Source organism: Methylobacterium sp. E-012 (genome assembly GCF_057836545.1).
Genome location: NZ_JBYQEY010000001.1, coordinates 1,080,108 through 1,102,460 on the forward strand (window position 1 = coordinate 1,080,108; position 22,353 = coordinate 1,102,460).

The 22,353-nt window shown below is 68.6% G+C and carries 25 protein-coding genes; 16 read left to right on the plus strand and 9 right to left on the minus strand.

The window, feature by feature from the left end:
* Window positions 1–38: 38 nt before the first annotated feature.
* A complete protein-coding gene (locus tag AC3IF1_RS05120) occupies window positions 39–947 on the plus strand; it encodes a DnaJ C-terminal domain-containing protein (RefSeq protein WP_489216270.1) in 909 nt (302 codons plus the stop codon).
* Window positions 944–1,309: a chaperone modulator CbpM gene (locus tag AC3IF1_RS05125; protein ID WP_489216272.1), complete on the plus strand. Its 366-nt coding sequence runs from the start codon at window positions 944–946 to the stop codon at window positions 1,307–1,309. The genes AC3IF1_RS05120 and AC3IF1_RS05125 overlap by 4 nt, the downstream gene beginning before the upstream one ends.
* A gap of 66 nt (window positions 1,310–1,375) precedes the next feature.
* Here the strand turns inward: AC3IF1_RS05125 and AC3IF1_RS05130 are convergent, their stop codons facing one another.
* From AC3IF1_RS05130 to AC3IF1_RS05145, 4 genes are all read right to left on the minus strand, one after another.
* The gene (locus AC3IF1_RS05130; protein WP_489216274.1) at window positions 1,376–2,236 is read right to left on the minus strand and encodes a universal stress protein; all 861 of its coding nucleotides are present in this window, start codon (window positions 2,234–2,236) and stop codon (window positions 1,376–1,378) included.
* A gap of 32 nt (window positions 2,237–2,268) precedes the next feature.
* Window positions 2,269–2,877, minus strand: a complete 609-nt coding sequence (locus tag AC3IF1_RS05135) for a GlcG/HbpS family heme-binding protein (RefSeq protein ID WP_489216276.1) — start codon at window positions 2,875–2,877, stop codon at window positions 2,269–2,271.
* A complete protein-coding gene (locus tag AC3IF1_RS05140; RefSeq protein ID WP_489216278.1) occupies window positions 2,874–3,587 on the minus strand; it encodes a hypothetical protein in 714 nt (237 codons plus the stop codon). The genes AC3IF1_RS05135 and AC3IF1_RS05140 overlap by 4 nt, the downstream gene beginning before the upstream one ends.
* A gap of 189 nt (window positions 3,588–3,776) precedes the next feature.
* A complete protein-coding gene (locus tag AC3IF1_RS05145; protein WP_243971787.1) occupies window positions 3,777–4,424 on the minus strand; it encodes a BON domain-containing protein in 648 nt (215 codons plus the stop codon).
* Window positions 4,425–4,695: 271 nt separating this feature from the next.
* On the opposite strand from AC3IF1_RS05145, the gene AC3IF1_RS05150 reads away from it, so the two are divergent.
* Window positions 4,696–4,953, plus strand: a complete 258-nt coding sequence (locus AC3IF1_RS05150) for a hypothetical protein (RefSeq protein ID WP_489216280.1) — start codon at window positions 4,696–4,698, stop codon at window positions 4,951–4,953.
* Window positions 4,954–4,989: 36 nt separating this feature from the next.
* On the opposite strand, the gene AC3IF1_RS05155 is transcribed toward AC3IF1_RS05150, so the two are convergent.
* Both AC3IF1_RS05155 and AC3IF1_RS05160 read right to left on the minus strand, forming a co-directional pair.
* Window positions 4,990–5,727 carry a cyclic nucleotide-binding domain-containing protein gene (locus tag AC3IF1_RS05155; RefSeq protein ID WP_243971785.1) on the minus strand — a complete coding sequence of 246 codons (738 nt, stop codon included), beginning with the start codon at window positions 5,725–5,727 and terminating at the stop codon, window positions 4,990–4,992.
* Between the two features lie 300 nt (window positions 5,728–6,027).
* Complete coding sequence (locus tag AC3IF1_RS05160; protein WP_243971783.1) at window positions 6,028–6,585, minus strand: OsmC family protein; 558 nt, start codon at window positions 6,583–6,585, stop codon at window positions 6,028–6,030.
* Window positions 6,586–6,745: 160 nt separating this feature from the next.
* Here AC3IF1_RS05160 and AC3IF1_RS05165 point away from each other — a divergent pair, with 160 nt between their 5' ends.
* The 11 genes from AC3IF1_RS05165 to AC3IF1_RS05215 all read left to right on the plus strand — a co-directional run bounded on the left by AC3IF1_RS05165 (window position 6,746) and on the right by AC3IF1_RS05215 (window position 18,125).
* Window positions 6,746–7,675, plus strand: coding sequence for a LysR family transcriptional regulator (locus AC3IF1_RS05165; RefSeq protein WP_489216282.1), 930 nt, complete (start codon window positions 6,746–6,748; stop codon window positions 7,673–7,675).
* A gap of 281 nt (window positions 7,676–7,956) precedes the next feature.
* Window positions 7,957–8,607 carry a BON domain-containing protein gene (locus AC3IF1_RS05170; protein ID WP_243971779.1) on the plus strand — a complete coding sequence of 217 codons (651 nt, stop codon included), beginning with the start codon at window positions 7,957–7,959 and terminating at the stop codon, window positions 8,605–8,607.
* 39 nt (window positions 8,608–8,646) lie between these two features.
* Entirely contained in the window at window positions 8,647–9,528 is an 882-nt protein-coding gene (locus AC3IF1_RS05175) for a PRC-barrel domain-containing protein (protein ID WP_489216285.1), read from the plus strand.
* A gap of 59 nt (window positions 9,529–9,587) precedes the next feature.
* The gene (locus tag AC3IF1_RS05180; protein ID WP_489216287.1) at window positions 9,588–10,157 is read left to right on the plus strand and encodes a hypothetical protein; all 570 of its coding nucleotides are present in this window, start codon (window positions 9,588–9,590) and stop codon (window positions 10,155–10,157) included.
* 190 nt (window positions 10,158–10,347) lie between these two features.
* The gene (locus tag AC3IF1_RS05185) at window positions 10,348–10,611 is read left to right on the plus strand and encodes a DUF485 domain-containing protein (RefSeq protein WP_489216289.1); all 264 of its coding nucleotides are present in this window, start codon (window positions 10,348–10,350) and stop codon (window positions 10,609–10,611) included.
* The gene (gene actP / locus AC3IF1_RS05190; protein ID WP_489216291.1) at window positions 10,608–12,251 is read left to right on the plus strand and encodes a cation/acetate symporter ActP; all 1,644 of its coding nucleotides are present in this window, start codon (window positions 10,608–10,610) and stop codon (window positions 12,249–12,251) included. Before AC3IF1_RS05185 ends, actP begins: the two co-directional genes overlap by 4 nt.
* 19 nt (window positions 12,252–12,270) lie before the next feature.
* On the plus strand, window positions 12,271–12,906 hold the full coding sequence (locus AC3IF1_RS05195; RefSeq protein WP_489216293.1) for a glutathione S-transferase family protein: 636 nt from the start codon (window positions 12,271–12,273) through the stop codon (window positions 12,904–12,906).
* 736 nt (window positions 12,907–13,642) lie between these two features.
* Window positions 13,643–13,990 carry a molybdopterin oxidoreductase gene (locus AC3IF1_RS05200; protein ID WP_243971768.1) on the plus strand — a complete coding sequence of 116 codons (348 nt, stop codon included), beginning with the start codon at window positions 13,643–13,645 and terminating at the stop codon, window positions 13,988–13,990.
* A 39-nt stretch (window positions 13,991–14,029) separates the two neighbouring features.
* A complete protein-coding gene (gene nirB / locus AC3IF1_RS05205; RefSeq protein ID WP_489216295.1) occupies window positions 14,030–16,477 on the plus strand; it encodes a nitrite reductase large subunit NirB in 2,448 nt (815 codons plus the stop codon).
* A complete protein-coding gene (locus tag AC3IF1_RS05210; RefSeq protein ID WP_243971764.1) occupies window positions 16,474–16,818 on the plus strand; it encodes a Rieske (2Fe-2S) protein in 345 nt (114 codons plus the stop codon). The genes nirB and AC3IF1_RS05210 overlap by 4 nt, the downstream gene beginning before the upstream one ends.
* Before the next feature lie 788 nt (window positions 16,819–17,606).
* On the plus strand, window positions 17,607–18,125 hold the full coding sequence (locus tag AC3IF1_RS05215; protein ID WP_489216298.1) for a cupin domain-containing protein: 519 nt from the start codon (window positions 17,607–17,609) through the stop codon (window positions 18,123–18,125).
* A 199-nt stretch (window positions 18,126–18,324) separates the two neighbouring features.
* Here the strand turns inward: AC3IF1_RS05215 and AC3IF1_RS05220 are convergent, their stop codons facing one another.
* Window positions 18,325–18,459 carry a hypothetical protein gene (locus tag AC3IF1_RS05220; protein WP_489216300.1) on the minus strand — a complete coding sequence of 45 codons (135 nt, stop codon included), beginning with the start codon at window positions 18,457–18,459 and terminating at the stop codon, window positions 18,325–18,327.
* Window positions 18,460–18,718: 259 nt separating this feature from the next.
* On the opposite strand from AC3IF1_RS05220, the gene AC3IF1_RS05225 reads away from it, so the two are divergent.
* Entirely contained in the window at window positions 18,719–20,617 is a 1,899-nt protein-coding gene (locus AC3IF1_RS05225; protein ID WP_489216302.1) for a methyl-accepting chemotaxis protein, read from the plus strand.
* On the opposite strand, the gene AC3IF1_RS05230 is transcribed toward AC3IF1_RS05225, so the two are convergent.
* A complete protein-coding gene (locus AC3IF1_RS05230; protein WP_489216304.1) occupies window positions 20,599–20,865 on the minus strand; it encodes a hypothetical protein in 267 nt (88 codons plus the stop codon). The genes AC3IF1_RS05225 and AC3IF1_RS05230 overlap by 19 nt on opposite strands.
* A 429-nt stretch (window positions 20,866–21,294) precedes the next feature.
* On the opposite strand from AC3IF1_RS05230, the gene AC3IF1_RS05235 reads away from it, so the two are divergent.
* A complete protein-coding gene (locus tag AC3IF1_RS05235) occupies window positions 21,295–21,561 on the plus strand; it encodes a MarR family winged helix-turn-helix transcriptional regulator (protein ID WP_489216306.1) in 267 nt (88 codons plus the stop codon).
* Between the two features lie 168 nt (window positions 21,562–21,729).
* Here AC3IF1_RS05235 and AC3IF1_RS05240 read toward each other — a convergent pair whose 3' ends face one another.
* Window positions 21,730–22,329, minus strand: a complete 600-nt coding sequence (locus tag AC3IF1_RS05240; RefSeq protein ID WP_489216308.1) for an NADPH-dependent F420 reductase — start codon at window positions 22,327–22,329, stop codon at window positions 21,730–21,732.
* Between the last annotated feature and the right edge of the window lie 24 nt (window positions 22,330–22,353).

Sequence of the window (22,353 nt, forward strand, 5' to 3'; positions counted from 1 at the left end):
GTCGGTCCAGAGATCATCCCGAGCCGGAGGACTCCGCAGTGAGCGACGATCCGTACAAGATCCTCGGCGTGACGCGGGACGTCTCCGAGGCGGCCCTGCGCAAGGCCTATCGCAAGCTCGCCAAGAAGCTGCATCCCGACCTGAACCCGGGCAATGAACAAGCCGAGGCGGCCTTCAAGACGGTTGCGACCGCCTATGATCTGCTGAACGATCCCGCCAAGCGCGCCCAGTTCGACCGTGGCGAGATCGACGCGTCCGGCGCGGAGCGGCCGCGGCAGCCGTATTACCGCGCGCAGGCCGAGCGCGACGGCGGCCATCCGTATGGCGGCGATGCGGGTTTCGGGGATTTCGACGGCGAGGACATCTTCGCGCAGATGTTCGGTCGCGCTGGCCGCGCCGACTCCAATCGAGCAGGTGCCGACGCCCGGTATCGGCTGGATCTCGATTTCCTGGAGGCGTTCAACGGCGGGACGCGCACGCTGACGCTCCCGGACGGTCCAGCCCTCGACGTCACGATCCCGCCCGGGACGCGGACGGGGCAGACGCTGCGCCTGCGCGGCAAGGGCGAGCCCGGCATCGGAAAAGGGCCGCCCGGCGACGCCCTGATCGCGATCGAGGTCCGTCCCCACCCGGTGTTCAAGCTGGAGGGCGAAGACATCCATGTCGCGCTGCCGCTCTCGCTCCGCGACGCGGTCCTCGGCGGCAGGGTCAGCGTGCCGATGCCGTCCGGTCCGGTTTCCATGACGGTTCCCAAGTGGAGCAACGCCGGCGCCGTGCTCCGCCTGAAGGGCAAGGGCATGGTCCGTAGCGGCGGCGCCCCTGGCGACGCGTACGTCACGCTGCGGCTGACCCTGCCGGCCGAGCCGGATGTGGAACTACAGGACTTCGTCTCCCGATGGGGGAGCGCGGACCATCCCGAGACCCGCCAAAGCGAGGACGCGCGATGATGGAGATGCGTGAGTTCCTGGCCCGCGCCGGGGTCGAGACCGAGGCTCTGCTCGCCTGGGTCGAGACCGGCTGGCTCATCCCCGGAGAGACCGAGGGACGCTGGACGTTCCGCGAGATCGACCTCGGCCGGGCGCAGCTCATCCAGGACCTGGACCGGGATTTCGGCGTGAACGCCGAAGGGATCGACCTGATCCTCGACCTCGTCGACCGGATGAGCGGCATGCGGCGGGCGCTCGGTCACCTCGCCGTGGCGATCCGACAGGAACCGGACCACATCCGGGACCGGATCGCGGACGGGACCTTGGCGGCGGCGCGCGAGTCCGGCGATGCCCCCGGTCAACCGGAGGGACGAAGCCGGTAACCGGAACGGTCGCGGCCTCGTTCGAGCGATCGGGCGGCGGTCGAGAAGCCGCGCCGTCTCTCCGCGTCAGTGGGCCATCAGCACGGGCATGCCCGCGTTCTCGACGACGTGCCGGGTGACGCCGCCGAGCAGGAATTCGCGCACGCGGCTGTGGGTGTAGGCGCCCAGGGCGAGCATGGAGGCGCCCCGTCGCTCGGCCTCGGCCAGGATCGCGGCGCCGACCGGGGCTCCGTCCTCGATCGCCAGACTGGCGGCCTCGGCCACGACCCCGTGCCAGCTCAGGTACCCGCACAGGTCCGCGGCCCGCGCCTCGTCGGAGCGTTCGGTCCTTGCATGCACGACCGTGACGCGCGCGGCCTCGTGCAGCAGGTCGATGGACTGGCCGATCAAGCGCGTCGCCTCCAAGCTGCCGTTCCAGGCGATCACGACATGGTTCAGCAGGTCGTACGGGACGGTCTCGCCGACCATCAGCGTCGGCCGCCCGACCGAGAACAGCGCGGTGTCGAGCGCACGGCCGGTGAAGGGCAGCTTCGGATCGGGCCGGTCGACGATGACCAGGTCGTTGACGCGCCCGGCCAGCGTCAGGAGGGGTTCGACCTCGCCGCTGAGCTCGGCCCAGGTCACGAAGGTGGCGTCGAGGCGCTCGGACTTCCCATGGAACGGCACCTCCGCCCGCGCGCACCACGCCTGCAGAGCCGCCTTGCCGTCGGCCGCCGCCTCGCGCACGCCCTGTTGGACGGCCTCGAGGCTCGCACCGTCGAGGGGGGCGAGGCTCGCGAAGCCGGCGAGCATATGGTCCAGACCGGGCGCGATGAAACGCACGCCGATATGGGCATGGAGGCGCCGGCTGAGACGAAGGGCGGCCTCCAGCCGACGGGTCGGGTCGAGACCCGGGGCGGTCGGGACGAGCAGGCAGCGCAAGAACATCGGAGACTTTCCTCACCTGGCGTGATCGCGGGCTACGTTCGGATGAGGACGGGTTCGAGCCGTGCCCCGTTGTGAGGATCGGCCGGGCGACCCGCCGCGACGCCGGCAGCCCCGTGGTCCGGTTCGGGGCCGCCGATCCCGCGGGCGTCGTTCGTGACGACGGGGCGCTCCGTGACGGCGGTGTGACCCCGCCCTTCCGGCGCAGGCGCGGTGGACCGCAGGGCGCCGCTGCCGGCGGTCGCGCAGGCGAGATCCTGGTCCCGGGATGCCTCCCCGAAGACGCCGACGGCGCCGATCAGGGCGCCGTCCCGTCTCAAGGGCACGCCGCCGCGTTCGTGGAGGGCCGCTGTCCCTTCGGCCTCGACGAAGGAGCTCCAGACGGCCTCCCCGGGCGCGCGCAGGACCTCGCTCGGCTCGCCCGAGAGCGCCGAGGCCACGGCCTTCCCGATGGCCCCGCGCGCGGTCAAGCAGCCCGCGCCGTCCATCTTCGCGAAGGCGACGAGGCGGCCCTGGCCGCCGCAGACGGCGACGCTCACGGCGAGCCCGAGGCGACGGGCCTCCGCGATGGCTTGCGCGACGACCGCGCTGGCCTCCGCCAGCGTCAGGGCGCCCTCGGGGGCGGTGGAGACGCCTGCGGTCATGACCCTGCGTCCCGGTTCAGCATCGTGCGCCCCAGCGCCAGCAACTGTCCGTCGGTCGCCGCCGAGAGGTCGACATTCGCGGTCGCCACGACGCGGCCCTGCGTCGCGTGATGGTGCTCGCCGAGGCGGCGCGACAGGACCGACATGGCGCTGCTCTTGCCGGTGCCGTGGCCGACGATGGCGATGCGCGGCGCATCCCGGACCGACGCGACGATCCCGTCGTAGAAGGCCATGTTCTCCGGGGCGCGCTGGCCGGGGTAGGTCCCGCCTTCCTTGTGGGCGAGGTGGTGGATGTAGCCGTGGGGATCGTAGGGCCGGAGCGTGGTCTCGGCCGTCTTGCCCACGGTCTCGGGGTCGAGGCGATAGATCCGCGCCTCGTGATGATCGATCACGATCAGGGCGTCGTTCTCGGCCGCGGCCGGGCCGGGCGCCATCAATTCCGTGGAATGCGCCGACAGGCCGGCCTCCTCCATCAGGTGCCTCAGCCGTTCGACCTCGCGGGGATCCATGTCCTTGTGCGGCGGCTGGGGGAAGGTCCACGCCCGCCCGCCGAGGCTCAGGCTCCAGTTCCCGTCCGGCTTTTCCTCGCTGGTCCCGATCCTGTCGACGAAGGCCACGACCTCCCGCCATTCCAGGTTCTCGCTGGTCGGGTGGTTGAAGATCAGGGCGAGGGTGGTCCGGTCGTGGCCGTGTATCCGGGCGTGCATCATCACGTTGGGGCTCCTGAGGGAGGCCGTACCGGGCCGATCGGCTCGGACCGCCCGGTAGGTCGCGGTGCGCGGCTGGCTCAGCCCCACCGATCCCGACCCCTGGCGGGGATCGGTGAGGCCCGGCGGATCGCCGCCGCCGCGCCGTCGCGTGGGCGGGCCTCGATGAGCCGGGCTCATCGAGGCCCGGTATCAGACGACGCGGATGTCGTTCTCGACCGTGGTGGCCCCGGGCGCGCCCCAGGCGGTCCATCCGGCCATCTGCCGGTCGTACCAGGTGTCCACCGTCCCGCTCAGATGGACCACGCCGCCCTCGGCGCTGACCGCGATGGTCTTCGGGTCGTACCAGCTCCGGTGCAGGGCCTTGGTGATGTCCGCGCCGATATTCACCGCGCTGGGCCGGGCCTTGATCGCGATCCAGTTGGAGATCCCGACCACGCCGAGCATCCCGCGGATGTCGTGCTGCGCCGCTTCCTTCTGGTACTGCCAGTCGACCGTGCCGGTGAGGGTGACCCAGCCCTTCTCGACCTTGGCCTGGACCGCCCCGTCGGGAATCGAGACGTTCCAGTCCAGGCGCTGCAGCAGGGCGACCGCGATCTCGTCGTCGTTCCGCCTGGCATGGTCCGGCAGGCGGACCTCGATCTCCTCGGCGACGGCGCGCACGCCCTTGACGCGGCCGGCGGCCCGCTCGGCGGCGTATTTCTCCATGTAGTTCTGGACGTGGCCGGTGAGGGTGACGATGCCGTCCTTGGCGGTGACGCCGATATGCGCGGCGGTGACGCTCGGCTCCCAGCCGAGCTCGGCGATGACGTTGGTCTGCAGAGTCTTGTCCATGGTCATGATGCGGTCCTGGATCGAGGAGGACGGCGCCCCGTCGCCGCTGGGGCTTCGGGGATCGGCTGCGTCCGGTGTGCCGGGACGGTGAGGGGGGCCGTCGCGGCCTCGGTTCGGGCCGTGCGTCCTGGCCGTCCGTCCTGGCCACCGAACCCTAATGACCGGGCGGGCCCCGTCCTTGATCCAACGCAAAGTCCGGGACCGGCCACGCGCCCATGCTGCATCGCGCACCGGGGCGGCCGAACGCGGCCGACGACCCGGGAAGGACGAACCCGCGATGGCAAGATCACTGACGACCACGTTCGCCGCCCTCGGGGCGGTCCTCGTCGGCGCGATGGCTCAGGCGGCCCCCGCCGACGGGCCTCAGGCCGGTTCCAGCGGCCCGAACATGCCGCCCGCGCGGGACATCGTGCCCAGCGAGATCCGACCGGAGGATCCCGCCGCGGCGGGAAGCGCCCAAGGACCCGCGGAGACGGGCGCGATATCCCGGTGGCGCGACATCAAGCGGCCGCCGGCCCGGCCGCCGTCCCCGTGAGCGGGCCCGGCCTCCGGCGCGCTGCGACCGAGGGGATCACTGTGCCGACAGCCGGTCGAGGCGGCCCTGATCGATGAGGCGCACGCCGCCCGGCACGATCAGGATGGCGCCGTCCCGGTCGAGGCGGGACAGGGTCCGGCTCACCGTCTCGATGGTCAGGCCGAGATGGTCGGCGATATCGAGGCGGCCCATCGGCAATTCGAGGGTGACCGCGGACCGCCCGATCCGGACGTAGCGCGCCTGCAGGCCCGTCAGGAAGGTGGCGATCCTCTCCTCCGCGGTGCGCCGCCCGAGCAGCATCATCATGTCCTTGGCCCGGGACAACTCCTGCCCGGTGATCGCGTGCAGGTGCATCATCAGGCCCGGTTGCCCGCGCAGCAGGTCCATGAAGGCCAGCCGCTCGAAGCGGCAGGCCGTCACCGGGCCGAGGGCGTCGGCGGAGACCGAGAAACGGTCGAGCATGGAGAGCCCGAGGAAGTCCCCGGGGAAGGCGAATCCGGTGACCTGGCGTCGTCCGTCGGTGAGGATGCGGTACAGGCGAAGGGCGCCGGACGTGACGTTGTAGACCGAGGCGGCGGGCTCGTCCTGACCGTACAGGGTCTGCTTCTGGTCGAGGGCGACCCGCCGGCTCAGCGGCTCCAGCGCGTCGCGTTCCGCCAGCGGAAGGGCCGTGGCCGAACTGACGCGACGGAGCGTGCCCACGCCGTCCGGCCGATACGCGGGCGGTCGATACGGATGGATCCCTGGGCTGACCGGCAGTGAATGGGTCGACATGGGCCTGTCCTTCGGGTTCGGTCTGGTCGCATGCTCCGCCGATGACGGCACCGCGGCGCCTCCGCCACCATTCGGTGACCCGCATCCGCTCCGTATCGGGACAACGTGCCTGCGGCGGCGACGAACGGAGTCAAATCCGGCGACCGGACACCCGGATTTGCGCCGTGCCCGGACTGGGGGCCGCGTGATGACGGGATCGGTCCCCTGTCTTCACCCGCAGTCAGGGCGTCGCGATGTTGGGCCCCGCCCGACCGGATCGCCCCGGACGGCGGCCACCGGATTCCGGAGACGGCGTATGCGCTAGGCGACGGCCGCCGTGAGCGCGACATCGAGATGGACCGGGTTGTGGAGCGTGTTCGCCACCGGCGACCACAGCACCGTATGCCTGATGAGCGCGGCCAGCGCCTTTCGCGACGCATCGGCGTCCATCGTCACGGCAACCCGGATGGTCTCGAACCCGATGGTCTTCGGCTGGAGATCGCCGCTGCCCCAGACCGACGTCATGTTGATGTCGGCTTCGACGTTGAGTTCGAGGGACCGGATCGGGATGCCTTGCGCCAGGGCGTTGGCGTGGATGCCGATGGACAGGCACGACCCGAGGGCCGCGAGCAGGGCCTCGGACGCGTTCGGGGCCACGCTCTCGCCGAGCAGTCCCTCGGGCTCGTCCTCCATCACCTGCTGCGGCGGCAGGTTCCGGATGTAGTTGAGCTGGTGCAGCCGCCCCTGTGCCACCGTCCGGCACCGCAGGGTCCGCACGGCGGCCGGGTCCGCCTTGGCCTTCGCCACGACGACGTCGAGCGCGCGTTTGTCGACGGGGGACGGCGCCCGGTTCTCGGGTGCAAGAGGCAGCTTAGCCATATTGAATGCCGTCCCCTGATTGCTTGTCCATGGCGATCGTTCCGTCCGCCGGAAATATTTGATCGATAGGCAACTCTCGAACGGTAGTTTAGACTTATACTCGCGAGAGTCGGCAACCAAATTTGATGAAGGGAAGCTCAAAAATGGCGGGGCGCGGCGGATGCTAGACTGGGATGACCTGAGATTTTTCCTGGCCCTGGCGCGGCACGGCAGCCTGTCGGCGGCCGCCAAGGTGCTGCATGTCTCGCAGTCGACGGTCGGGCGGCGCCTCAACACCCTGGAGGCGACCCTGGCGGTCCGCCTGCTCAACCGCACCCCCGAGGGCTACGTGCCCACGCTCGCCGGCGAGGAGGTGCGCGAGCGGGCGGAGCGTCTGGAGGCGGAGACCCTGGCCCTGGAAAGGGACGTCACCGGGCGCGATACCCGCCTGCGCGGGCTGGTGCGGGTGACCTGCGCCGAGACGATGGCGGCGCACCTGCTGGCGCCGAGCTTCGCCGGGCTCCATGCGCTGCATCCCGATATCATGATCGAGCTCATCCCCAACCCGCGGGAACTGAGCCTGGCGATGCGCGAGGCGGACATCTCCGTCCGCATGCGCCAGCCGGAACAGCACGATCTCGTCGTGCGGCGCATCGGCGGCATCGCCTTCGGTCTCTACGCGGCGCCGGACTATCTCGCGGCGCACGGCGGGCCGGACTTCGACGACGGGTGCCCCGACCACCACCTGATCACGCAGTTGGAGGACAGCCAGGAGATGACGCAGTCGGCCTGGCTGACCGAGATGGCCCCCCGCGCCCAGGTGGTGCTGCAGACGAGCAGCCACGAGGCCGCCGTTCTGGCATCCGCCAATGGCGGCGGGCTGGCCTGCCTGGCGCGGTTCCGCGGCGACGAGGAGCCCCGGCTGATCCGGCTGAATGTCCCGACCGAACCCCCGAGCGCCGACATCCTGCTGCTCGTCCACAAGGACAACCGCGACACGCCGCGGATCCGGGTGGTGCTGAGCCACATCACCGACAGCATCCGCGCGCTCGGCCACAAGCTCCAGCCCCTGATGGCGGACGCCGATGACGTACGCGCCGTCAACCAATGATGCGGCCCTGGCGGCCATCCGCGGTCCGATCCCGACAGGGCGCCGAGGTTGCCGGATGCGCCGGGACGGACATCAATCGCCATGTATCGACCGATGGCGGTCACTGCCCTTTGATCTGAATCAAAGCTTTCCGATGATGTTGAAATATTTCATCATCCGATCGTGCATAGTGAAATATCAAATTTGATTGGCGTATGTATTTGTTCGATACGCTAGCTTGCCCTCGACAGGATCCGTCGGCCCATCCGCCGCCGGGATCGCACCGACGAAGGCGAGCCATCATGAGCCCCGACGAGAAACTGACGCACGACGTGCTGGCCGAGCTGGCCTGGGATCCGAGCGTGACCGAGACGGCCCTCGGGGCGAGCGCGAAGGACGGCATCGTCACGCTGACCGGCGCGGTCACGAGCTTCGCGCAGAAGCACGCCGCCGAGGCCGCCGCCCGCCGCGTGAACGGGGTCAAGGCCATCGCCGGGGAGATCGGGGTGGACCTCCCCTTCGATCATCGCCGCACCGACGCGGACATCGCGGCCGCCGTCGTCAACCGCCTGGACTGGGATGCCGCGATCCTTCCGGACACGATCACGGCGCAGGTCCAGGACGGCTGGGTCACCCTGAACGGGGCCGTGGACTGGAACTTCCAGAAGGACGCCGCGGCTCTCGACGTCCGGTCGCTGCTCGGCGTCGTCGGCCTCTCGAACGGGATCACGATCAAGCCGCGCGCGAACGCCAATCACATCGCCGAAGGGATCCACAGCGCCCTGGGGCGCTCCTGGTTCTTCGATCCCAAGCGCGTCGGAGTCGATGTGGAGGGCGACCGGGTCCGGCTGACGGGCAGCGTCCATACCGAGGGCGAGCGCCGGCTCGCGGCCGTCACGGCCTGGGGCTGCCCGGGCGTCGCCATCGTCGAGAACGACCTCGCCATCCTCTGACGCGCGTCCGCGTCCGTCCCTTCGAGCCGAGGCACCCCCATGCGCGATCTCATCCGCCCCCTGACGCTCGGGGCCTGCGCGGCCCTGATCCTGACGACACCGTTGCGCGCCGCCGGCGAGCGGGGCGCCGATCCGGCGGCCGCGACCGCCCCGGACGCGGAGGCCCTGCCGGCTCAGGCCTGCCTCGATCATCTCAAGGCCTTCGACGCCCAGATGGAGAAGGACGGGTACTGGCTCGGCGGATCGGGCTACGGCTACGGCTATCCGCTCGGCGGCTACTGGGCGGGCAGCCTGGGGTCCGACGCCGGCATGGCGATGGGCGCCGCCTCCGCGATGATGCGGTACGCGAATGCCCGCCCCGGATACGAGGTCCGGATCCTGCTCGCGGGCGCCGACATCCTGGCGCGCCATGGCAAGCAGCAGCCGTGCGAGGACGTGCTGGTCCAGATCCGGGCGAGCTACGACGCCTATAAGACGGACCTGCAGGGCCGTGACCTCCGGATCGCCAACGCCCTGGGGTTCCGCAAGCAGGAACTCGCCCTCGCCCAGCCGGTCGCGTCCCGGACGCGCGCCTTCCGCTCGGACGACCTGCTCGGCAGCGAGGTGCGCAACCCCGGCAACGTGGCCCTCGGCAGCGTCGACGACATCGTCATGGGCCCCGAGGGCGGCAAGATCGCCTACCTTGTCGTCGCCCGCGGCGGCATCTTCGGCCTGGGCGAGCGCCACGTCGCGGTCCCCTGGGATCAGTTCAAGGTCTCGCCGAACCTGAACATCCTCGTCCTCGACACCAGCAAGGACGGCATGGACCAGGCCCCGCGGATGATCGAGGGCCGCTTCACGACGGCGGAGCCGTTCGCCCGGCAGACCGCGAAGGCGGACGCCTACTGGAGTGCGGCCGCGAAGATCCGGCGGACGGACTGAACCGCGCATCGACCGAAGACCGCCGCCCACCCCGCCCGACGACACGATTGGACTGTCCCATGCGAACGATCACGATCCTGACGACGACGTTCCTCGTCCTCGCGACGATCCCGGCGGCCCGGGCGCAGACGCCGATGACGCCTCCGGGCAACACGAGCGCGACGATGCGGGAGGCGGGGCGCGAGGCGAGCCAAGCCGCCGACGCGGCCCGTGAGGCGGCCCGGCTGGCGATGCAGGCCTCGAAGGCGGCGGTGACCGATGCCCCGAAGCGATCGGCCGACATGATCGGCAAGCTCGCCACCGACGCCGCCGAGGCGGCCGATCGCGCCGAGACCAAGATCGCCGCGGCCAACAGGGCGGCGGGCAGGGCGGCGAACGCCTCGATGCGGAAGGCCGCGGATGCCGCGCGGACATCCGTGGCGGCGACCCGGCTGGCGGTGCAGACCTCCGAGGCGGCCGCCGGGGCCTCGGTCCGCTCGGACATGGCGGCGATGCGGCGAGCGGCAACGGCTGCCCGGGCGTCCCTCGTCAAGGCCGCCACGGCCACCGCGAACGCCGCCCGCGCCGCCCGCGCGGCGGCCCGGACCACCTGGGACCGGGACATGGCGCGGGCCCAGATCCGCGGCTGACCACCGCTTGGCCGCGGCTGGATCGGCCCGGCGCGACGGGCTCAAGCGATGGCCGGCGCAGGGTTCGGCGCCAACGGGTCTCGGGCGCGGATCTCCGGCACCCGCTGATCGCCACGAAGGTCTTTCTCGGAGCGGTGTCCAGGTTGGCATCCGAGTTGCGGATTCGACCGGGACGCATCCGGAGACCGTCATGGCTGTGCAGATTTCCCCGCCTTCCGAGGCGGGCGGCAGGATCGGGCGTCCCCGGCTCGGCCTGGGCCTCACCGCGATCCTGATGGTCTTCTATTTCGGGTTCGTCGGGCTCGGCGCGTTCGCGCCGTCCGTCCTGGCGCGGCCCCTCGTCGATGGGGGCACGGTCACCGTCGCCTTCGCGTATGGTCTCTTCGTCATCGCGTTGGGCGTCGCGCTGACAGGCATCTACGTGCTGATCGCGAACCGCGAGCGCATCCGGTGAGGGCTTGGGCAGGACGCCGCGGGCTGTTCGGCCTGGCCGCCCTCATCCCGACGCCGGCGCTCGCGCAGACGGGCGGTGCCGGGACTGGCCTCAACCTGACCGCCATCGCGCTGTTCACGACCGTCGTGATGGGCACGCTGTACATCACCTACCGGGCGGCACAGCGGACCCGATCGGCCTCGGACTTCTACACGGCCGGAGGACGCATCACGGGATTCCAGAACGGTCTCGCGATCGCCGGCGACTTCATCTCGGCCGGCGCCTTCCTCGGGCTCGCCGGGCTCGTCTACGGCAACGGGTTCGACGGCCTGATCTATGCGGTCGGCTACACGACGGGGCTGCCGATCGTCGTCTTCCTGATGGCGGAGCGGTTGCGCGCGCTCGGCCGGTTCACCTTCACCGACGTCGCCTGCACGCGCCTTCAGGAGAAGCCGGTCCGCATCTTCGCGGCCTCGGCCTCCCTCGTGGTGATCGCGTTCTACCTGATCGCCCAGATGGTCGGCGGCGGCCAGCTCATCCGCCTTCTGCTCGGCCTCGACTACGTCTACGCGCAGTTCATCGTCGGGCTCCTGATGATCTGCTACGTCCTGTTCGGCGGCATGGTCGCCACGACCTGGGTGCAGATCACGAAAGCGGTGCTGTTCCTGATCGGCGGAACGGCGGTCGCTCTGCTCGTGATGGCCCATTTCGGCTTCGATTACGGCGCGCTGCTGCGGCAGGCGGTCTCCCGTCACCCCCGCGGTGAGGCGATCCTGACGCCTCAATTCCTGTCCCGCGATCCCGTCTCGGCGATTTCCCTCGCCCTCGCGCTGATGTTCGGGACCGCCGGCCTCCCCCACATCCTGATGCGCTTCTTCACGGTGCCCGATGCGCGCGCCGCCCGGGTCTCCGTCTTCTGGGCCTCGGTCTGGATGAACTACTTCTTCGCCCTGGTGTTCATCATCGGATTCGGAGCCCTCGCCCTGGTCGCCAAGAACCCCGCCTATGTGAACGCCGCCGGCGGCCTGACCGGTGGTGGGAATATGGCGGCGATCCATCTCTCGCACGCGGTCGGCGGCGACCTGATGCTCGGGTTCATCTCGGCCGTCGCCTTCGCGACGATCCTCGCCGTCGTGGCGGGCCTGACGCTCGCCGGGGCGACGGCGGTGTCGCACGATCTCTATGCCAGCGTGTTCCGGCGGGCCGGAGCGGGCGATGCGGCGGAGGTGCGGGTCTCGCGCTACGCGACCGTGGTCCTGGGGATCGTGGCGATCGGGCTCGGGATCGCGTTCCAGAACCAGAACGTCGCCTACATGGTGAGCTTAGCGTTCTCCATCGCCTGCTCGTCGACGCTGCCGCTTCTGATCCTCGTTCTGTACTGGCCCGGGCTCACGACGCGCGGGGCCGTGACGGGCGGGTGCGTCGGGCTCGCCAGTGCCCTCCTGTTCACCATCCTGGGCCGGGCCGTCTGGGTCGGCGTTCTCGGCTATGCGACACCGATCTTCCCGATCGATCCGCCGACGATCGTGACGATGCCGCTCGCGTTTCTCGTCTGCTACCTCGTGTCCATCACCGACAGGAGTCCGCAGGCCCGGATCGATCACCAGCGGGGGGCCTTCGTCGGCCGGGCCGCACCGACCGCACCGGCGCTCGCGGAATGAACCAACCCAGGATCCCGGCATGATGAAGCTGATCAGCGCGACGCCGAGCCCCTATGCCCGCAAGGTGCGGATCGCACTCGCCGAGAAGGGCATCCCCTTCGAGCTGCAGACCGAAGTGCCCTGGCACGGCACGTCGGTGACGCCGCAGTACAATCCCCTCGAGAAGCTGCCGGTTCTCATCCTCGAGGACGGCAGCGCCGTCTACGAATCGCACTACATCATGGAATGGATCGAGGCGAAGTACCCGACGCCGCCGCTCGTTCCGGCGGATGTCGACGGCCGGCTCCTCGCCCGCAAGTTCGAGGTGCTGTGCGACGGCACCTGTGACGCGTTCGTGCTCATGTTCTTCGAGCAGATGCGCGCGCAGGAGCGGCAGAGCCCGGAATGGATCGCCCGGCAGCGCCGCAAGGTCGATGGCGGCGTGCGCGAGATCGCCCGCCTGATCGGGGACCGTGACTATGCGGTCGGCGACGGCTTCGGGGTCGGGGACATCGCGGCCGGAACGGTCGTCGGCTATCTCGATGTCCGCTGGCCGGACTATCCGTGGCGCGCGCAATACCCGGGTCTCGCCGCCTATAGCGATCGCATGGAACGCCGGCCCTCCTTCCAGGAGACGCGGCCGACGCCTCAGCAGATCACCGAGAAGGTGGTGTAGTCCGCCCTGCCTCTGCCCGGGCGGCGCTCGGCATCCTGGCGGAGGTTGGGACAAACCGGTCCACGCGTCGCGGCGATCGATCCCGGCGACGGCCCCGTCACGATCCGATCCGGGGCCGCCGAAGCGCGGGCCGTCGGCGCGGTCGCGCAACACGATCCGCTCGACTTCGATCGATCCGGGGACACGCTCACCAAACGCGAGCGCGGCGCTGCGAAGGGTATCGGCGCCTCTCTGTCGCTCATGCTCTCGCCATGTGCAGATATGATGCCTGATGAGCACTGAGCCTAAAATTATTGCTCGACGCTCAAGTATTATCGGATAGCGTTCCACTTTAGAACGGCGCCGAACAGGTGTTTTGAACAGCCGGGTTCCGGTTTGTTGCCGACGGTTTGAGGTCGTCTCGTTTATGTCCCGGTCCGGGGATGGTTCAGGCGCGGGGATCCCGCACGACCTGGACCGACGAGCCTCGGGCGGTGCCGAAGTGCGGATGTGGCGGGTGTCGCATGGCCGGTATCGAAGAACCCACCCCCTCGGGCGCCTCCGCGCCGACCCGGCGGACGCCGATCCCGGGCCGCATCGGGGAAACGTCCGCGGATGCACCGCTTCCTGGCGCACGCCGCGCTGACGGCTGCCATCGCCCGGCCGCACGCCGCCTCCGCCCATCAGCCTGACGGACCCTCCGTCGCACGGACGATACGGGGCCGTGGCCCCGAAGCTTCAGCCAAGGATCAGCATCATGGAATCCATCCCGAAATTCCTCCAGGGCGTGTTCGGATACACCGGTGCCGGCCTCGACCGGTCGGCCCTCCTGGCCTCGACGCTGATCTATACGGTTCCGAGCACTAAGCGGGCCCAGTTCGTCTACCTGCGCGCCGGCAATGCGGGGCCTGAACTGGTCTGCCTGTCGCTCGTCATCGCCGGCAAGGCCGCCCGCTACCTGCCGATCGGCGCCAAGGCCGGCATGAACGTGCCGCTGACCATCGTCGAGGACCTGCAGCCGGACACGCGGGTCGAGATCCACATCTCCGCCCCCGAGGGCGCCACCGGCCAGGTCGTGGTCGATGTCGGCCTCCTGGAGATCTGAACGGTCCGACCGCAGGCAGCACCGAGCAGGAGAGCCTTCATGAGCAAGCAGAGACTCGTGGTCGTCGGAAACGGCATGGCCGGCGCCCGTGCCGTGGAGGAGGTGCTGGCTCGGGGCGGCGCCGAGATGTTCGACATCGTCATGTTCGGCGACGAGCCCTACGGCAACTACAACCGCATCCTGCTCTCCGAGATCCTCAACGGGACCCAGGACACCGACGGGATCACCATGAACCCGCTGAGCTGGTATGCCGAGAACGGCATCACGCTCCATGCCGGCCACCGCGTCGAGCGGATCGATCGCGCCGCCAAGGTCGTCGTCGCGCAGACCGGCGTGCGGGAACGCTACGACAAGCTGATGATCGCCACCGGCAGCCGCGCCTTCATCCCGCCCATGCAGGGCGTACGGATGGAGGACGGAAGCCTCAAGCCGGGGGTGTTCGGCTATCGCACCGTCGAGGACTGCGCGCGGATCGTCGACTACGCCCGGCGGAGCAAGGTCGCGGTGACCATCGGCGGCGGTCTGCTCGGTCTCGAGGCGGCGCGCAGCATGACGGTGCAGGGTTGCGAGTCGCATGTGGTCCACCTCGCGGGCCACCTCATGGAGATGCAGCTCGATGTGACCGCCGGCGGACTTCTGAAGAAGACCATCGAGGGCATGAACATCCGGGTCCATACCGGCAAGCTCACCACCGAGGTGCTGGGCGCCGACAAAGTCGAGGGCCTGCGGTTCAAGGACGGCTCGGAGCTTGCCTGCGACCTCGTCATCGTCGCCGCCGGCATCCGGCCGAACTCCGAGATCGGCCAGCTCTCGGGCCTCACGGTCGAGCGCGCGATCGTGGTCAACGATCATATGCAGTCGGTGGACGACCGCGACATCTACGTGGTCGGGGAATGCGCGCAACACCGCGGCCGGCTCTACGGCCTGGTTGCCCCCCTCTACGAGCAGGCGAAGGTGTTCGCCGAGCACGTCACCCGGACCGACATCGACGCGGCCTATCACGGCTCGAAGCTGGCCACGAAGCTGAAGGTGATGGGGGTCGAGCTGGCCTCGATGGGCATCACCGAGCCGGCGGACGACAACGACGAGGTCGTGCAGTTCACCGAGCCGAAGCGCGGTACCTACAAGAAGCTGATCGTGCGCGACGGCCGGCTGGTCGGCGGCATCCTGATGGGCGACATCTCCAAGGCGCCGTTCCTGATGCAGGCCTTCGCGCAGGACGCGCCGCTGCCGGACGAGCGCCTGTCGCTGATGTTCGATCTCGGCACGCCCTCCGCCAAGGTCACCTATGACGAGATGCCGGCGGAGACCCAGGTCTGCAACTGCAACGGCGTGACCAAGGCCGGTATCGCGGCCTGCGTCGCGGGCGGCGCCAACACCTCCAAAGCGGTGATGACCCAGACCCGCGCCGGCATGGGCTGCGGCGCCTGCAAGGGCGAGGTGACCGAGCTCGTCTCGTGGCTCCTGGGCGGCGAGGTCGAGGAGGACCCGTCGGTCCACTACTACGTGCCGACGATTCCCCTGCGGAAGCCGGAACTGATGCGGGAGGTGGTCGCCCGCGGCCTCAAGTCGGTCTCTTCGGTGTTCCGCGAGCTCGGGAACGGCGAGGTCGATGCCGGCGCGAAGCCGGCGCTTGCCTCGCTGCTGATCACCGTCTGGAAGGGCGAGTACGACGACGAGCGCGACGCGCGCTTCATCAACGACCGCGTCCACGCCAACATCCAGAAGGACGGCACCTTCTCGGTGATCCCGGAGATGCCCGGCGGCGTCTGCACCCCCGACGAGTTGGTCCGCATCGGCCAGGTGGCGCAGAAGTACAACGTTCCGTTGGTGAAGCTGACCGGCGGGCAGCGCGTCGATCTGGTCGGCCTGAAGAAGGACGACTTGCCCAAGATCTGGAGCGATCTCGGCTTCAAGGCCGGCTATGCCTGGGGCAAGAGCTACCGGACCTGCAAGAGCTGCATCGGCACCGATTTCTGCCGGTTCGGACTCGGCGATTCCATGGGCTTCGCCCAGCGCATCGAGCGGCGCTACCGCGGCATCGACAGCCCGGCCAAGCTCAAGCTCGCCACCGCCGGCTGCCCGCGCAACTGCTCCGAAGCCTACGTGAAGGATGTCGGCTTCGTCGCGATCGGCGACGGCAAGTGGGAGATCTACGTCGGCGGTGCGGCCGGCGCCCATATCCGCAAGGGCGACCTGCTCACCACCGCCCGGGACGAGACCGAGGCGATGCTGATCGGCAGCCGCTTCATGCAGTTCTACCGCGAGAACGCGAAGTGGAAGGAACGGACCTACACGTTCATGGAGCGGGTCGGCCTGGAGCGGGTCCGCGCCGTGGTGGTGGAGGACAGCGAGGGGATCTGCGCCGATCTCGACGCGGCCATGGAGGCGTCGATCGCCGCCTGCGTCGATCCCTGGCTCGAAGCGGTCGCCCCGAAGACCGCCAACCAGTTCACCTCGGTGATCCCGGCGAAGGAGGAGGCATGATGGCGGCCGGCGAAGTGCTGCTCGGCGCGGTCGAGCAAATCCCCACCGGGGAGGGGCGCACCTTCCGCGTCGGCGACGTCGAGATCGCCGTGTTCCACACCGCCGAAGGGGACGTCTACGCGACGCAGGCACTCTGCCCACATCGGCAGGGACCCCTGGCCGATGGACTCCTCGGCGGGACCACGCTGATGTGCCCGCTGCACGACCGGACCTTCGACCTGACATCCGGTTGCGGCACGAGCCACGAGCATCTCGGCCTCGTCACCTATCAGGCCCGGGTCATCGACGGCCAGATCTGGTTGCGGCCGGAGCCCGTCCAAGCCCAGGCGGCGGCGGAGTGAGTTCGGCGGCGTACCCTTGCCGAACGCTCGGGGCGTCTCCGCCGGGATCTCGCAGACGGCGAGCCGCATCGCGCACTCGGTGTGCCGTCCCGGTCTGTGAGGGTGCATCCTGCTCCTGATGCGTCAGGAGCAGGATGGCCCGCGGCAAGCGGTCTTCACGGCGGGGCCCGCACGACGCCGAGCCATGGCCAGGCTGAGTGCAGGAGCCGGACGATCGAGGACGCGACCGTAAGGGTCTTCCACTCCGACGCGTTGGAAAGCCTCAGGGCGCACGTCTTGGCTTTCGTCATGACCCGCGACTTCGCTACGTACCTCCGGGCATCACGCCGGAAAACACCGTTCCCGACCATCTGTCAGGCCTGGATCACCGGCTCGGACCGGTTCAGAATCGGCCAGCACCGCGTCATCCCGGAACCATGAACCGAGCGCACGCAGACGTCGTTGTCTTGCAGTGACCCCTTCACGTTCGGATCGCCCCGCTCGGCCTCCCCATGCACACCGAAGCGCAGGTCACGATGGAGCCGTCGATCTAAAAGCTTCCATAGTGATGATTGCAACAATGCGTCGGAATTCCGTTGTGCGATTGTATTGTCAAAACGTCAAATCACGATATGTGTCTTTCAAATCTGACGACATTGACTCGACGGCACCCATAGCACCGTGGATGTTTAGCCGGTGGATCTACACAATCAACGGCCGTGGTGCCATAGGCTTGGTTCCGGCTCGATCCGCCTCCATGGTCAGATCGAGGGGCCTTAGTTTCCTGATCCCTGAGTCGGAGAACCTCCATGTCAGACCCTGGTGCTAACCGGCGCGATCTGCTCCTCGCGCCCCTGCTTGCGGCGGCTGCCACCGCCTTCGGGACGCGTTCCGCTCCTGCCGCCGGTGTCGATCCGGCCCAGACCATTGTTAAGCTACCGGACCAAATTCCCTGGCAGCCGCTTTATAACTTCCCGCCGGGAATGGCGGAGCAGGCGCCGATGTTCGGGAAGATCGGGGATCCTGGACAGTATTTCGTTCTCATACGGTGGCACCCCGGGTACATGAGTGCGCCGCATTGGTATGAAACCGATCGACTCTGTGTCGTTCTGTCCGGAACCTGGTATGTCGCGAGCGGAGCGGATTTCGTTCCAGAAGCGACAGTGCCGGTTCCGGCAGGCTCTTACGTCCACCGCGTCGCGAAGTCGCCGCACTACGACGGCGTAAAGGCTGGCATCAAGGAACCCGCGATCATTGCGATCAGTGGTCTGGGTCCGATCCGTTATCATCTCACGGATGAAACCAAGCCTGGTTGGCGCGAAGTCTAGGCGCCCGGTAAAGAGTTAATACGCCCCCAGGGAAGAGAGTTGGAAGGGCGCTGCGTTCGGTAACGACCGGCGTGGCGCCCTGCTAAATTCCAATCTATGGCAGTTTTGCGAGCGCTCTTTTCCAGTTCCTTGAAACAAAACGCGGTCAGAATTTTCCATAAAGACAGCTCTGCCGTGTCATGACCGGATCTGCACGCGATCATGCAGCAACGGCGATGTCGTTCTCGGATCGGGCCGCGGTCAGGCAGTCGCGGCACGCATCGGGCGTGAAGCGGGGGAAGGCTCGGCGGTTGGCGGCGTGGCAGTCCGCCGTGGTCTGCAGCAGGTGCTTCAACGTGGTGAAGGTCCGGGACCTGTCGCGGGTGCAGGGCGCAAGCGCTGCCCGATCCTCGGGGCTCTGCCCCGAGACCCCGCCAAAGGGATGATCCCTTTGGAATTCACAGGATCATGCGCGAAAACAGGCGCGATCACAGTCAATGTTGTCCTGCTCAGCCGCGTAGAGAGCCCTTCTCTGTGGGTGATGCCGCGTCGGGTAAAGAACCGCGACAGTCCGCCCGTGCTGGCGGTCACGCCGTGCCCGGCCAGGGCATCGCATGCTGCTCATCAGCACGCGGCCGGTTGGGGATCAGCCGCAAGACAATACGCTGGTGACGATGCGCAAGGCCACCGATGCGGCGATGGCTGCCGCCCAGGCCGCGGCCAGCGTGTTGGCGATGTCAGACGCTGCCGTGGCCCCCCTCGCTGAGCAGACGACGAAGATCGTGAATCTATGGAGGGAGACACGCGCCACTGGCGACGATCAGATCCTCCAGGTGCCGCCGGCGGGGCGCGGCGACGCCATCAAGCGCGCGATCGATCAGAGTGCCGAGATCAACCGGATCGTGATAGCGGCGATGCTCGACCAGACCCGGCAACTCGCCGCCATCGACGGCAACGCTTTCCGGTACGCAGACTTCGCGAGCCTCGTCCTGGACCTGCGGGATGCCGGAGGTCGCGAGGCCGGCCTGCTGCTGAATTTCATCGCGAGCGGCAAACCGGCGTCCGACGCCGAGCGTCGGACGATCCTCAAGCTCCGGGGCCAGGTCACGGAGGTATGGAACAGGCTTGCTCCACTCCTTGAGCAGTCATCGACGCCGCAAAGGCTTAAAGACTCGGTCCTGGCCGTTAAGGCAACCTACATCGATGAGTTCGGGGCCCTCAACCAAACGGTGTTCGAGAGTTCCATCACCGGGCAATATCCCCTGGCCGGAGGGGCCTACCGCGAGAAAACCGTCCCGACATGGATCAAGGTCATCGCCCTGCGTGACGCCGCCTTTGCTGAGGCCGACAACGCGATCCAGGCGAAACTGTCCGACGCGACGCAGCGCCTTTCCTTCGCGATTGCGATCATCGTCGGCTCGCTGGCAATCAGTATCGGGATCTCGGTTCTGGTCTACCGCCACGTCTTGCGGCCTATCAGGCAGATGACCGACAGTATGTCGCGCATCGCGGGTGGCAATGTCGACGAAGCCATTCCCGGCGTCGGCCGAGCCGACGAGATCGGCGGTATGGCGGCGGCCGTCGAAGTCTTTAAAACGGGGCTCAAGCGCAACCGTGAGCTGGAAATCGAGAACGCACGCACCCGCGCCGGGGCGGAACGGCGACGCAAGGATGCGCTCGAGGCGTTGAGCCGAGAGTTCGAGGCGAGTGTCGGACGCATCGTCGAGACCGTCGCCGCGTCGGCCCGCGCGCTCGAAGCCGGGGCCGGCAATATGAATGCGATCGTCACCCACTCGACAACGCGCTCGACTGCGGTCGCGGCCGCAGCCGAGCAGGCGTCCGCCAATGTCACCGTCGTCGCTGGCGCGGCGGAGGAGCTGGGTTCGTCCGTGGACGAGATCGGCCGGCAAGTGCGGGATGCGCAAGCCCTGTCGCGCGCGGCTGTCGACGAAGCGAACGCAACCGCTGCGATCGTGCAGGATCTGCTGCAGAGCGCCAGCCGGATCAGCGCGGTGGTCGGGCTGATTTCCAGCATCGCCGGACAGACCAATCTTCTCGCGCTCAACGCAACCATCGAGGCGGCGCGAGCGGGTGAATCCGGCCGCGGCTTCGCCGTCGTGGCCGCGGAAGTCAAAGAATTGGCGACCCAAACCGCCGACGCGACCGCCGATATCTCGGCGCAGATCGATGCGATCCAGGCGTCGACCACGAAGGCCGTCGGTGCGATCCAGTCGATCGCCGGCACAATCGGATGCATGAACGACATGACGTTGGACATCACAGCATCGGTCAATCAGCAGAGTGCCGCGACAAATAATATTGTCCGGAATATTGCGGAAGCTTCGGGCGGAACGAATGAAGTCACCGTGAATATTTCTGCTGTGGCGCAATCGCTCAAGCAGTCGGGAGACGCTGCGCAGGAGGTGTTGACGTCCTCGTCGCAGTTGGCCGCTGAGGCGAACGCACTCTCGCAGCAGGTGGCAATCTTCCTCGGTCAGGTCCGCGCAGCGTGAGGCGTCGGGCTCGGGTGGGCCCCGCTGCGGCGCTCCAGAGCGTCGGCTTCGCGGACCGCGCATCCCGCCGTCCGGACGAGCCGATTCGCGTTGAGCTCGGCCATGCCGGCGAGCGTCATCGGGTTGTTCGTCCCGTACGCGGAGGGGGTGACGACGACGGTCCGCTGCGTCCCAATCCGGCCCTGGATCTTGCGCTGGTCGTCAAGGAACGCATCAGGGTGAAGGACCGGCGCGCCGAGGACGGTCACGACACGCTTGTCGAAGACATGCCTGTGGCAAGCGGTGGCGCCGGGAAAGGCCGGTATGCGGGGGCGCTCGCTCCCGATCGAGTAGGGATAGGCTTCGGCGACGGCACGCCCCGGCAAGGCCGTCGCGAACCACCGCCCGCGGTAGACGCGGATATGCTCGGCCGCCGACGCGAGAGGGCCGACCAGGCCGGCATAGCCGTCCGGCCGGACCGGGACCGCGCTGCCCGACCGGCCGGACCAGGACCGCGCTGCCCGACCGCCTCGAACGCCGCCTGTCCGTCCGGTGAACGCGCCGGCGCTTTCACCTCGGACGGGCACGACATCCGTTTCGGCCCGGTGACGACGGGCGTCGGGTGCGATGGGTCGAGCGCCCGATGCAGGTGCGTCTCGACCGAGCTTCCCTCCGACCGCAGGTTAACGGACCGGCCGGTGCCGCAGCGCGAGATCGTGACGGCGCTCAAGGTGTCCCGCGCGAACGTCTCGGTGTTCGTCGAGAGCCTGCAGACGGAAGGCCACGTCACGGCCGAACCTGACCCAACCGACGGGCGGCAGGTTTTGATCGCCCTTACGCCCGGGGGGCGCGCCATCACGGACCGGCTCGTGCGTGAGACCGCCGGCAAGGTGAGACGCAGCCTCGCGCTCGACGATGCCGAGCTCCGGCTCCTCGCCAACCTGACGACGCGCCTTCTCCGATGATGTCGATTTACCTCGGAGGAGCTTCCGCCGGCATGATGCGCGAACACACGGACCGCTCGGGAGGGCGCGTCTCGGTCCGCTTCGACGCTTCGCCGTCCGGGCGCGGATGATCGCGAAAGAACCCATGCCAGCCGTCCGGTGGGACGCCACCCGAAGACAGGTTCAAATTCAACCTTCGAAGCGAACGAGGTCCTTGAAGATCAGCCGCCCCCAACTCGGGCCGCGCGCCTGAACCAGGAGCCCGCCCTCGGCGAGGGGGCCAAGCTTGACCGGCGCGAAGCCGAGCGTCTCCGCGAGTTCGGCGACCTCCGTGGCGGCGTCCTCGTCGTCACTCGCCAGGAATACGACCCTTCTGCCGCCGTGCACGCCCGGGTCCTGTCCGAGCACCCCGGCGCCCAGATGGTTGAACCCCTTGACCAGTCGGCCTCCGGTGAAGGCCTGCGCGACGACGCTGGAAGAAGGCTGCCCTCCCAGCTGCTCAGGGGGGACGCGGGTGTTGGTGACATCGATGATGGTCTTTCCCTGCCAGCTGGAGAGCGCCTTCGCGACGTCCGGGTGTGCCTCGAAGCGGACGGCCAGGACGATGACGTCCGCCTTGACGGCCTCCGCCAGCGTCACGGGGACGATCCCGGACCCGATGGCGGCGGCTTCGGACGCGAAGCTGTCCGGGTCGCGCGTGGTCGCGACGGAGACCTCGATGCCCTTGCGGGCGAAGGCCTTGGCCAGGGCCTGGCCGATCTTGCCGAAGCCGATGATCGCGTAGCGCATGTCTTTCTCCTTCGGTTTGTGGAG

What these genes read in the sequence shown, in the direction of transcription:
- AC3IF1_RS05175 (WP_489216285.1), top strand. Translation starts at nt 8,647, where the DNA reads ATGCGCGATCTCATCCGCCCCCTGACGCTCGGGGCCTGCGCGGCCCTG.
- AC3IF1_RS05130 (WP_489216274.1), bottom strand. Translation starts at nt 2,236, where the DNA reads ATGTTCTTGCGCTGCCTGCTCGTCCCGACCGCCCCGGGTCTCGACCCG.
- AC3IF1_RS05135 (WP_489216276.1), bottom strand. Translation starts at nt 2,877, where the DNA reads ATGACCGCAGGCGTCTCCACCGCCCCCGAGGGCGCCCTGACGCTGGCG.
- AC3IF1_RS05240 (WP_489216308.1), bottom strand. Translation starts at nt 22,329, where the DNA reads ATGCGCTACGCGATCATCGGCTTCGGCAAGATCGGCCAGGCCCTGGCC.
- AC3IF1_RS05170 (WP_243971779.1), top strand. Translation starts at nt 7,957, where the DNA reads ATGAGCCCCGACGAGAAACTGACGCACGACGTGCTGGCCGAGCTGGCC.
- nirB (WP_489216295.1), top strand. Translation starts at nt 14,030, where the DNA reads ATGAGCAAGCAGAGACTCGTGGTCGTCGGAAACGGCATGGCCGGCGCC.
- AC3IF1_RS05145 (WP_243971787.1), bottom strand. Translation starts at nt 4,424, where the DNA reads ATGACCATGGACAAGACTCTGCAGACCAACGTCATCGCCGAGCTCGGC.
- AC3IF1_RS05180 (WP_489216287.1), top strand. Translation starts at nt 9,588, where the DNA reads ATGCGAACGATCACGATCCTGACGACGACGTTCCTCGTCCTCGCGACG.
- AC3IF1_RS05160 (WP_243971783.1), bottom strand. Translation starts at nt 6,585, where the DNA reads ATGGCTAAGCTGCCTCTTGCACCCGAGAACCGGGCGCCGTCCCCCGTC.
- AC3IF1_RS05125 (WP_489216272.1), top strand. Translation starts at nt 944, where the DNA reads ATGATGGAGATGCGTGAGTTCCTGGCCCGCGCCGGGGTCGAGACCGAG.
- AC3IF1_RS05210 (WP_243971764.1), top strand. Translation starts at nt 16,474, where the DNA reads ATGATGGCGGCCGGCGAAGTGCTGCTCGGCGCGGTCGAGCAAATCCCC.
- AC3IF1_RS05225 (WP_489216302.1), top strand. Translation starts at nt 18,719, where the DNA reads ATGCTGCTCATCAGCACGCGGCCGGTTGGGGATCAGCCGCAAGACAAT.
- AC3IF1_RS05195 (WP_489216293.1), top strand. Translation starts at nt 12,271, where the DNA reads ATGATGAAGCTGATCAGCGCGACGCCGAGCCCCTATGCCCGCAAGGTG.
- AC3IF1_RS05185 (WP_489216289.1), top strand. Translation starts at nt 10,348, where the DNA reads ATGGCTGTGCAGATTTCCCCGCCTTCCGAGGCGGGCGGCAGGATCGGG.
- AC3IF1_RS05215 (WP_489216298.1), top strand. Translation starts at nt 17,607, where the DNA reads ATGTCAGACCCTGGTGCTAACCGGCGCGATCTGCTCCTCGCGCCCCTG.
- AC3IF1_RS05150 (WP_489216280.1), top strand. Translation starts at nt 4,696, where the DNA reads ATGGCAAGATCACTGACGACCACGTTCGCCGCCCTCGGGGCGGTCCTC.
- AC3IF1_RS05140 (WP_489216278.1), bottom strand. Translation starts at nt 3,587, where the DNA reads ATGATGCACGCCCGGATACACGGCCACGACCGGACCACCCTCGCCCTG.
- AC3IF1_RS05155 (WP_243971785.1), bottom strand. Translation starts at nt 5,727, where the DNA reads ATGTCGACCCATTCACTGCCGGTCAGCCCAGGGATCCATCCGTATCGA.
- AC3IF1_RS05165 (WP_489216282.1), top strand. Translation starts at nt 6,746, where the DNA reads ATGCTAGACTGGGATGACCTGAGATTTTTCCTGGCCCTGGCGCGGCAC.
- AC3IF1_RS05200 (WP_243971768.1), top strand. Translation starts at nt 13,643, where the DNA reads ATGGAATCCATCCCGAAATTCCTCCAGGGCGTGTTCGGATACACCGGT.